Annotated in this window: 5 protein-coding genes and 2 pseudogenes; 1 reads left to right on the plus strand and 6 read right to left on the minus strand. The window is 42.2% G+C overall.

From position 1 onward, the window contains the following. From ABXQ82_RS18130 to ABXQ82_RS18150, 5 genes and pseudogenes are all read right to left on the minus strand, one after another. Positions 1–2,068: pseudogene (locus tag ABXQ82_RS18130) on the minus strand (hypothetical protein); the annotation flags it as partial. A 112-nt stretch (positions 2,069–2,180) separates the two neighbouring features. Then, on the minus strand, positions 2,181–2,768 hold the full coding sequence (locus ABXQ82_RS18135; protein WP_367063104.1) for a superoxide dismutase family protein: 588 nt from the start codon (positions 2,766–2,768) through the stop codon (positions 2,181–2,183). An 18-nt stretch (positions 2,769–2,786) separates the two neighbouring features. Then, the gene (locus tag ABXQ82_RS18140) at positions 2,787–4,574 is read right to left on the minus strand and encodes a DUF11 domain-containing protein (protein WP_367063106.1); all 1,788 of its coding nucleotides are present in this window, start codon (positions 4,572–4,574) and stop codon (positions 2,787–2,789) included. Beyond that, a complete protein-coding gene (locus ABXQ82_RS18145) occupies positions 4,575–5,585 on the minus strand; it encodes a hypothetical protein (RefSeq protein WP_367063108.1) in 1,011 nt (336 codons plus the stop codon). It abuts the gene before it with no gap. 139 nt (positions 5,586–5,724) lie between these two features. Continuing rightward, positions 5,725–6,972: a hypothetical protein gene (locus tag ABXQ82_RS18150; RefSeq protein ID WP_367063112.1), complete on the minus strand. Its 1,248-nt coding sequence runs from the start codon at positions 6,970–6,972 to the stop codon at positions 5,725–5,727. Between the two features lie 244 nt (positions 6,973–7,216). Between ABXQ82_RS18150 and ABXQ82_RS18155 the strand changes: the two genes are divergently transcribed. Further along, positions 7,217–7,405 carry a hypothetical protein gene (locus tag ABXQ82_RS18155; protein WP_367063114.1) on the plus strand — a complete coding sequence of 63 codons (189 nt, stop codon included), beginning with the start codon at positions 7,217–7,219 and terminating at the stop codon, positions 7,403–7,405. Here ABXQ82_RS18155 and ABXQ82_RS18160 read toward each other — a convergent pair. Beyond that, positions 7,363–7,989: pseudogene (locus tag ABXQ82_RS18160) on the minus strand (hypothetical protein); the annotation flags it as partial. The gene ABXQ82_RS18155 and the pseudogene ABXQ82_RS18160 overlap by 43 nt on opposite strands. Positions 7,990–8,010 lie beyond the last annotated feature (21 nt).

An 8,010-nucleotide genomic window follows, 5' to 3' on the forward strand; every position in this document is an offset into this window, starting at 1 on the left:
TTGGAACACCATCACAGTCCTTATCGTTGGCGTTGCTGCCCACGTTTGGATCATTGTCATCACAGTCTTCCGAAGTTGGAACACCATCGCAGTCCTTGTCATTGGCGTTGCTGCCCACGTTTGGATCGTTGTCGTCACAGTCTTCCGAGGTTGGAACACCGTCACAGTCCTTGTCGTTGGCGTTGCTGCCCACGTTTGCATCATTATCATCACAGTCTTCCGAAGTTGGAACACCGTCACAGTCCTTGTCGTTGGCGTTGCTGCCCACGTTAGGATCGTTGTCATCACAATCTTCTGAAGTTGGAACACCGTCACAATCCTTGTCATTGGCGTTGCTGCCTATGTTAGGATCGTTGTCATCACAGTCTTCCGAAGTTGGAACACCATCACAGTCCTTGTCATTGGCGTTGCTGCCCACGTTAGGATCGTTGTCATCACAGTCTTCACTTGTTGGAACACCGTCACAATCCTTGTCGTTGGCGTTGCTGCCCACGTTTGCATCATTGTCATCACAGTCTTCCGAAGTTGGAACACCATCACAGTCCTTGTCATTGGCGTTGCTGCCCACGTTAGGATCGTTGTCATCACAGTCTTCACTCGTTGGAACACCGTCACAATCCTTGTCGTTGGCGTTGCTGCCCACGTTTGCATCATTGTCATCACAGTCTTCCGAGGTCGGAACACCGTCACAGTCCTTATCGTTGGCGTTGCTGCCCACGTTTGGATCGTTGTCGTCACAATCTTCCGAAGTTGGAACACCATCACAGTCCTTGTCATTGGCGTTGCTGCCCACGTTTGGATCGTTGTCATCACAGTCTTCACTTGTTGGAACACCGTCACAGTCCTTGTCGTTGGCGTTGCTGCCCACGTTTGCATCATTATCATCACAGTCTTCCGAGGTCGGTACACCGTCACAGTCCTTATCGTTGGCGCTGCTGCCCACGTTTGGATCGTTGTCGTCACAGTCTTCCGAAGTTGGCACACCATCGCAGTCCTTGTCATTGGCGTTGCTGCCCACGTTAGGATCGTTGTCATCACAGTCTTCACTTGTTGGAACACCGTCGCAGTCCTTGTCATTGGCGTTGCTGCCCACGTTTGCATCGTTGTCATCACAGTCTTCCGAAGTTGGCACACCATCACAGTCCTTGTCGTTGGCGTTGCTGTTCGTGTTGCTCGCATCGTTATCGTCACAGTCCTCCGAGGTCGGTACGCCGTCGCAATCTCCATCTGGTTCTTGATTTGGGTTTGGTCTATTTGGACAATTATCAAAACAATCTGCTATTCCATCAAAATCCGCATCAAAACCTTCATCAATAAGTCCATCACCATCATTATCGATACCATCACAAATTTCTACTTGACAAGGATTTACAATACATGCAGTAGTTTCCGTATTCCCTGTTCTATCTTGAAGCGTATTCGCAGTCCCATCAAAAGCAGTTCCATTATCCTGCCATTTATAATGGACAACTTCATCATCGGCTAAAATTGCATTCCCTAAATTTCCATTTAAAAGATAAGTCCCTACAATACCAGCATCATTCATAAGATAACCATCGTCTTTCTCAATGCCTAAACCTTTTCCTAAATGATTATTATCTAATACAATTGGTGCGCATAATGGATAAACAACATCACCTGCAATTTCAAAACAGAAATCCAAAACATGTTTTGGGGTTGATGCTGACAATTCTATTGGAGAAAATGCAGCTCCATCAATAATGTTAAACTGAGCAAAAATTCCCTCATTACTTGAAAAACCAAAAATCCCCCCTAAAACGGGATCACTAAATCTTATAGTTCCTGGTGCATAACCCGGTTCGTTATTTTGAAGCGTAAGATTTTTTAAAAGTTTACTATCATAAAAAATACGCATGGTAGAGGTTCCTAAATACGGCGATTCACTATCATCATTTATAGACACCAATAAAGGGTAACAAATTTGAACCGTTTGACCACATGTAATTTGAGGCTCTCCTATACTCCACTCTAGTATTCTTGGTGTTTGTGAAAACACTTGTGAAAACATTAGAGTAGCACCAATTAATAAAATAATTTTCTTCATCATAATATTCTTTTAAAAATCACAAATTTTAGAGGTTTCATCAATTCAATAATCTCATTTCTATTGACCAATCAATATCTTTATTACCCCTATAAATTTGTTTTAATCATTTTACTTATTCAATTAGACCACAAGACAAAATATTAGTGTTCTTGCCATCGGAATTAGAATCGTTATTATCTTTTACAATTATCAATCTTTTACCTAAAACATTTTTCATGCTATCTTCGCAACCTATACACCATTCACTTGTAGAAAAGCTCAAAGTTCCATTTCTTAATAAATCATCTGTTTTTAATGCGCCTATATCTCCTTTATGATATCCCGATTTATCACCCCAAGAACCATGTTTTTGATGTGTTGGGTTCCAATGTAAACTTTCACTATCAACTAAAGTTGAACAATTTTCAGCATTAACGATATACATCTTATAATTTCCTTCTTTTAAATTATTTACTAAAGCTATCATGGTAACCTCTTTTTCATTTTCTTTGAAAATTGCACTACCAAACACTTCACTTTCACCAACTGATTGCATTTCAACATTTACACTATTATCACTTGTTTTATTGTTTTTGGACAATTCTTCAGGTTCATTTTGTATGTCATTCTTATTTTCCCTATTAACATCTTTCTTGCATGAATGACCAAACGCCACAACAACAAATGCAACAATAACTATATTTAAACTCTTTAATTTCAATTTTTTATTGTTTTATAGCTATTTGAGAATACTTGATGTTTTTGGAGAATTAAGTTGCCATAAGTCAAAATCAAGCACACTAACCTCTCCGTCCATATTATAATCTACAAGGTTGTAGGTTCTGGTCCCAGAACCGTTATTTTTCCATTTTGCATAATCTCCAGAAGTAATATCAGTATCCTCTTCTGTTGACGATGTCTGGTCTCCGTTGCCTGCGTACATTGCATACACACCAGCTACCTGTTTCTGACCTACAAAGGTGCCACCTATACCTACGATATAGGATTCCTTGTCCCTAAAATCATAAGTCATTTCACCATTCACTACTGGAACTGGATCTGCGGACATGACCAACAAATGGTTTCTGTGCTCTATCACAACATAATAGCTCAAGCTTTTGTCTATCTGGCAACAATCTGTCCCCGGGAACTCTATATGCCCATCGCGGTAAAGCAATCCTGCCCGTTGGCAGATAAACTGTGAGGCATCGGTTGGATCCGTGCGCAGGGATACCAATACCCAATCCACTACATCCGACCCATAGTCTGCATCTGCGTTTGAGGCATTCGACCCTGAATCAAATGATGCCCCCTCTGTACCCAAATAGTTCCAAGGTGCTATGTTGTAAACCTGACCCGAACTGCCCAACGGTGATGTATAGACGTTACTAGGTAAACCAACACTATATTGCCCTGGCAGTAACCGTGAATCGTTCAATGTAGTTCGCATTGGTGGCGCATTATAACTGCCTGTTTGTGGCTCTATAAGGCTACCTTCCAAATATACATAGAAGTTAAGATTTACAGATTTGTAAATCACGGTCTTACTGTCTGTTACTGAACTAGATTCATCTGAATCTGCTATTGCTGTGTTTACCACCATGCAATTGTCTATGTCTGCTTGTGTAATCGTATAAGTTGCTGTGCAGGTCATTGATTCCCCTGGTGCCAATGTAGCTGATGCTGTTATGTTGCTGCCACAACTTGATTTGATACATGAAAGCACGCTGTCCACTATGGGATGACCGCTTCCGTTGGCCTCTAGATCCAACAAATAGTCAAACAGGTCATGGATCGTTAAACCTGCATAACCTTGAGAGCTTGCTGCACTAGAGGCTAAGCCCAAACCTGCTTCCAAGGTCAAGCTTCCTATGTTAATGCCGGTATCAGTACTCAAATCATCTACTAAGTTTGATACAACATCTAATAGTTCTGTTAACAAATCAGATACTGTCGCATCCGTTGGGTAGCCGTTAGATGTGGCCACGGTTGACAGACATGAGTTCAGGCTGCTTATGATCGCATGGTCCGCAGGTGTAATGTCTGGCGAGGCCAACAGGTCTGTTATCAGTCCCTGGATCGTCAGACCGTCAAAGGTGCTGCCGTTTACATAGGCCTGAGCAAGGGCAAGCGCGCCGTCAACGGTAAACCCTTCAACACCTTCATCTTCTGCTATTCCCAATAAAATCGCGATCAATTGATTGACCGTCAGCGTATCAAAATCGTGCGTCGTGCCGTTGATCGTTAGTCCTGAAAGGAAATCGACCAACATACCGGAATACATGTTCACACATGATGTGCCACAGACCAAAGGCGAAAGCCCTGGCAATGGATCGGTTACCGTTACGTTGTTCAGCGTTACGTTTCCTGTGTTGGTGGTTACGAAGGTGTATGTGATTATATCTCCTACTGCATCGTAGGTCTCTACATCTGCTGTTTTGGTTAGGCTTAATGACGGTTGTGCTTGTGCCATTATAGCATTAATAGCAAATGCTATAATTAGTATATATATCTTCTTTAAGTTCAATTATTTATTTATTATTTTTTGTACCAAAACCTCTCTATCTGTTGTAAGTCTAACTAATAACACCTGATCATTTATCAAACTTAAATTCATTTTATCTTCAACAACGTTGCTTTTTGCATAATTAGATCTTGCCTTTTTATGTATTAAAGCTCCTTTTAAATCAAAAATTTCGATGAGTACATCTGTGTTATAATGAAAACTATAATTAACTACAATTTCTTTATCGAAAGGCGTGGTATAAACCAAAAATAGATTTTCTCCATTAGTTAAATAGTCTTTAATCGATAAAGCGTTAGAAAAATCTTCAAGGTTCAAATCCTTACTTGAATTACCTGCTCTATCATCAAAATTATCTACTTTTCCATCAAAAACGGGTAATGTATTCCATGCATAATTAACAACTTCATCATTTGCCAATATCGCTTTCTCGGTATTTCCATCTAAATAATAAGCACCTCCAATACCAGAATCATTAACTAGATATCCACAATCTAAACTACAGGACTTATTCCAACTAGCTGGATTATTATCCAATACAATTGGTAAAGCAATTGCTCCATCTCTCAACAAGTGATCTAAAGCTTGCTTTGTGACCTCAAAAGATAAATCCAAAACATGCGTTTCTGTTTCTTTCAAATAGAGTGGGTTTACTTTTGCTGCATCTATGATGTTGAACTGTGCAAATACACCTTCATTATTGGAAAACCCAAAAATATCTCCAAATACTGCATCACTTTGGTTTAAACCACTTGCTCTAAATCCATTCTCAACATTTGATACTTTTAAATTTGAGAGATAATTTCTATCATAAAAAAAGCGCATTGTACTTGTCCCCAAAATTGGAGTACCTTTTTCTGTATCAATTGATACATTTAGAGGGTAAGTGATTTGAGCTTTATTTTCTATGATTTCAACATTTGGCTCTCCAACACTCCATTTAAGGGTCTGTTGAGCATAAGCCACAGAGTATGTTGCTATTAATGCTAGTAATACTAATGTTATTTTTTTCATTTTTAAGTTTTATAAGGTTAAAGAGTTACCATTATATCTCATTAAATAAAAATTAGGTATGGTAGTTTTTGGGTAAACCTTGAGAACATAAAACTGTTATGCTCTCAAGATTGTTTATAATTTTACTATTTCAATTTTGTTATCTGGGGACACTTGAGAACAATGGTGAATTTAACTCCCATAATTCGAAATCAAGTGCACTAACCTCTCCGTCCATATTATAATCTACAAGGTTGTAGGTTCTGGTCTCGGAACCGTTATTTTTCCATTTTGCATAATCTCCAGAAGTAATATCAGTATCCTCTTCTGTTGACGATGTCTGGTCTCCGTTGCCTGCGTACATTGCATACACACCAGCTACCTGTTTCTGACCTACAAAGGTGCCACCTATACCTACGATATAGGATTCCTTGTCCCTAAAATCATAAGTCATTTCACCATTCACTACTGGAACTGGATCTGCGGACATGACCAACAAATGGTTTCTGTGCTCTATCACAACATAATAGCTCAAGCTTTTGTCTATCTGGCAACAATCTGTCCCCGGGAACTCTATATGCCCATCGCGGTAAAGCAATCCTGCCCGTTGGCAGATAAACTGTGAGGCATCGGTTGGATCTGTACGCAGGGATACCAATACCCAATCCACTACATCCGACGCATAGCCTGCATCTGCGTTTGAGGCATTTGATCCGGAATCAAATGATGTTCCCTCTGTACCTAAGTAGTTCCAAGGTGCTATGTTGTAAACCTGACCCGAACTGCCCAAAGGTGATGTATAGACGTTACCGAGTATATCAACACTATATTGCCCTGGCAATAATCGTGAATCGTTCAAGGTAGTTCGCATTGGCGGCGCATTGTAACTGCCTGTTTGTGGTTCTATAAGGCTACCTTCCAAATATACATAGAAGTTAAAATCTACGCATTCGTAAATCACGGTCTCAGTAGCTGTATCTGGACCTGACTCATCCGAGTCAGCCGTGGCAGTATTCACTACTGAACCATTGTCAATATCTGCTTGTGTAATCGTATAAGTTGCTGTGCAGGTCATTGATTCCCCTGGTGCCAATGTAGCTGATGCTGTTATGTTGCTGCCACAACTTGATTTGATACATGAAAGCACGCTGTCCACTATAGGATGACCGCTTCCGTTGGCCTCCAGATCCAACAAATAGTTGAACAGGTCATGGATCGTTAAACCTGCATAACCTTGAGAGCTTGCTGTACTAGAGGCTAAGGCCAAACCTGCTTCCAAGGTCAAGCTTCCTATATTAATGCCGGTATCTGCACTAGCGTCGTCTATCAAGTTTGATATAACGTCCAATAGTTCCGTTAAAAGATCCGATACGGTGGCATCCGTTGGGTAGCCGTTAGATGTGGCCACGGTTGACAGACATGAGTTCAGGCTGCTTATGATCGCATGGTCCGCAGGTGTAATGTCTGGCGAGGCCAACAGGTCTGTTATCAGTCCCTGGATCGTCAGACCGTCAAAGGTGCTGCCGTTTACATAGGCCTGAGCAAGGGCAAGCGCGCCGTCAACGGTAAACCCTTCAACACCTTCATCTTCTGCTATTCCCAATAAAATCGCGATCAATTGATTGACCGTCAGCGTATCAAAATCGTGCGTCGTGCCGTTGATCGTTAGTCCTGAAAGGAAATCGACCAACATATCAGAATACATGTTTACACATGATGTCCCACAAACCAAAGGTGAAAGCCCTGGTAATGGATCGGTTACCGTTAAGTTGTTCAACGTAACGTTCCCTGTGTTGGTGGTTACAAAGGTGTATGTGATTATATCGCCTACTGCATCATAGGTCTCTACGTCCGCTGTTTTGGTTAGGCTTAATGTGGAAGTTTGTATGATCGGGGTCTCCGCCGTATCGCTCTCCGCAGTCGGCAGCTCGTTCGTTACAACGCTCGCCGTATTGGTAAGGCTAGTGTTGTTGTCGATATCGGATTGGCTTACCGCGTAGCTGATCGTGTACGTAAAGGTCTCCCCTACGGACAGTATCCCATCGGCCGTGCCGCTCTCCGTTGCCGCACTCAACGTGCCATTGCTCCCGTCCGGCAGCACGTCGCTCGCCGTCACTCCCGTTAAACTCGTATTGCCATCGTTGGTAACGACTATCTCGTAGCCCAATGGGCCGGGCGAGGTGATCGGGTCCTGTCCCGATACCTGCGTCTTGGATATCGTAAGGCTCGGTGTCTTTGTGATCGGGGTCTCCGCCGTATCGCTCTCCGCAGTCGGCAGCTCGTTCGTTACAACGCTCGCCGTATTGGTAAGGCTAGTGTTGTTGTCGATGTCCGATTGGCTTACCGCGTAGCTGATCGTGTACGTAAAGGTCTCCCCTACGGACAGTATCCCATCGGCCGTGCCGCTCTCCGTTGCCGCACTCAACGTGCCATTGCTCCCGTCCGG

Origin of the sequence: Algibacter sp. 2305UL17-15, from assembly GCF_040720935.1 — a bacterium.
Classification (GTDB): Bacteria; Bacteroidota; Bacteroidia; order Flavobacteriales; family Flavobacteriaceae; genus Jejuia.